Here is a 2,665-nt window from a genome sequence, read left to right as displayed (position 1 = left end):
GCTTTGTGTATACACTGGACGGAGTCGAGCGGATCAAGGAGGAACGATGAGAGCGAGTGATCGCGCCTATCGGATGCTCCGAGAGCAGATCGTCGACTGGGAGCTTGAGCCGGGAACCGTGCTGGGTGAGGTCGAGCAGGCCGCCCGCCTCGGGGTGAGCCGCACGCCGCTTCGAGAGGCGCTCAGCCGCCTCGTCGCCGACGGCCTCGTCGCCTCCCAAGCCGGCCGCGGGCTCGTGGTCACCGCCGTATCGATCGACGACATCGCCGAGCTCTTCGAGGCTCGCCAAGCGCTCGAACAGAGGGTCGCCTCCCTCGCGGCCGAACGGCGAGACCGCGCCGTGTTTGAGCAGTTGCAGGGTGAGTTCCGCGACAGCGATCGTCTCCTGGCCGACCACCACGCCTACTACGAACTCGTGGCCCGCTTTGATGCGGCCATGGACGAGGCAGCACGCAGCCCCTACCTCGTAGCCGCCCTGGCCAACGTTCGAACCCATCTCGTGCGCATCCGCCGCCTCGCACAGGACGACCCCACTCGCCTCGCGGCCGCCGCAGGGGAGCACCTGCTCATCGTCGACGCCGTCGTAGCAGGCGACTCATCGCTCGCGGCTCATGCCACACACGTTCACCTTTATCGCAGCCTGCAGAACATCATGCAGTCCGCAACCTCGGGGCGGCTTGCCGAGCGCCTCACCGCAGTCGTCTGACCCATCATCACCCTCGAAAGGACATCCCTCAGTGAAGAACCACGATGTGCGCGTTCACCCCAGCTCCGACAACCTCGCCCGCGAAGACCAGCTCGCCTGGAAGATCGCGGAGGTTGCCTCTGAGAACGTAGCCGTGACGGATGAGGTGGCCGACATGGTCATCAACCGCATCATCGACAACGCGGCCGTCGCCACGGCGTCGCTCAGCCGCGGACCGGTCGTTTCTGCCCGTGCACAGGCGCTGCAGCATCCCGTTTCTCGCGGTGGCTCCGGCTCGACCGTGTTCGGCGTCGAGACTCCGTCGAGCCCCGAGTGGGCAGCCTGGGCCAACGGGGTGGCCGTGCGCGAACTCGACTACCACGACACCTTTCTCGCGGCCGAGTACTCCCACCCCGGCGACAACATTCCTCCGATCCTCGCCGTTGCCCAGCACCTCGGCCGCTCGGGCGAGGAACTGCTGCGCGGCCTCGTGACCGGCTACGAGATCCAGGTGGATCTGGTCAAGGCGATCAGCCTGCACAAGCACAAGATCGACCACGTTGCGCACCTCGGCCCGTCGGCCGCCGCCGGAATCGGAACCCTGCTGGGGCTCGACACCGAGACGATCTTCCAGAGCATCGGCCAGGCGCTGCACACCACGACGGCGACGCGTCAGTCGCGCAAGGGCGAGATCTCCACGTGGAAGGCACACGCCCCGGCCTTCGCCGGAAAGATGGCGGTCGAAGCCGTCGACCGTGCCATGCGCGGTCAGACCAGCCCGACCCCGATCTATGAGGGCGAGGACGGCGTGATCGCATGGCTGCTCGATGGCCCCGACGCACACTACGTTGTGCCGCTGCCCGAGCGTGGAGAGGCCCGCCGCGCCATCCTCGACAGCTACACCAAAGAGCATTCCGCCGAGTACCAGGCCCAGGCCTGGATCGACCTTGCGCGCAAGCTCGGCACCGAAAACCCCGCGCTGCGCGACCCGAAGAACATCGTTCGGGCCGTTCTGCACACCTCGCACCACACGCACTACGTAATCGGATCCGGCGCCAACGACCCGCAGAAGTACGACCCGACGGCGAGCCGCGAGACCCTCGACCACTCGATTCCTTACATCTTTACGGTGGCGCTGCAGGACGGCTCATGGCACCACGTTGACTCCTACGCTCCCGAGCGTGCTGGCCGCCCCGACACCGTGGAGCTGTGGAACAAGGTCACCACGGTCGAGGATGCGGAGTGGACGCGCCGCTACCACTCCAACGACATCAGCGAAAAGGCATTCGGAGGGCGAGTTGAGATCGAGCTCGCCGATGGCAGCCGCATCGTCGACGAGATCGCTGTCGCCGACGCACACCCGCTGGGTGCCCGCCCGTTCGCGCGCGAGCAGTACGTCACCAAGTTCCGCACCCTCGCCGACGGCGTTCTCGCGCCGGCCGAGATCGAGCGCTTTCTCGACGTGGCCCAGCGCCTGCCCGAGCTGAGCGCAGCCGAACTCGCTCGCCTCACCGTCACGGCCGACATCCCCACCGTCACCCCGAAGGGCATCTTCTAATGCTGTACTCGACCCTCACCGCCGCAGCAAAGCGGCAGAACCTGCGCGATGCTCTCGCGACGGGCGAGCTGCTGCGGTTTCCCGGAGCGTTCACCCCGCTGAGCACGCGGCTCATTCAGGAGAAGGGCTTCGAGGGCGTTTACATCTCGGGTGCCGTTCTCGCGGCTGAGCTGGGTCTACCCGATATTGGGCTGACCACGCTCACCGAGGTAGCCCAGCGCGCCCTGCAGATCAGCCGCATGACCGACCTGCCCACCCTCATCGATGCCGACACCGGCTTTGGCGAGCCGATGAACGTTGCCCGCACCGTTCACGAGCTTGAGGATGCCGGGGTCGCCGGTCTCCACATCGAAGACCAGGTCAACCCCAAGCGGTGCGGCCACCTCGACGGCAAGCAGGTCGTGGACGAAGACACGGCACTC

The 2,665-nt window shown here is 66.6% G+C and carries 3 protein-coding genes; all 3 read left to right on the top strand.

Annotation, left to right across the window (positions count from 1 at the left end):
- The first annotated feature begins 46 nt into the window (after nucleotides 1-46).
- A complete protein-coding gene (locus tag AC062T_RS11760; protein WP_476030243.1) occupies nucleotides 47-706 on the top strand; it encodes a GntR family transcriptional regulator in 660 nt (219 codons plus the stop codon).
- 31 nt (nucleotides 707-737) lie between these two features.
- Nucleotides 738-2,243 carry an MmgE/PrpD family protein gene (locus tag AC062T_RS11755; protein WP_476030241.1) on the top strand — a complete coding sequence of 502 codons (1,506 nt, stop codon included), beginning with the start codon at nucleotides 738-740 and terminating at the stop codon, nucleotides 2,241-2,243.
- Nucleotides 2,243-2,665: isocitrate lyase/phosphoenolpyruvate mutase family protein (locus AC062T_RS11750; RefSeq protein ID WP_476030239.1), on the top strand; the 423-nt coding region annotated here is incomplete at its 3' end. The genes AC062T_RS11755 and AC062T_RS11750, both read left to right, overlap by 1 nt.

The organism is Homoserinimonas sp. (assembly GCF_056262345.1).
This window is presented reverse-complemented; position numbering and strand designations above follow the sequence as displayed.

Excerpts from the sequence above, each read along its gene's own strand:
- AC062T_RS11760 (WP_476030243.1), top strand. The coding sequence starts at position 47 with ATGAGAGCGAGTGATCGCGCCTATCGGATGCTCCGAGAGCAGATCGTC.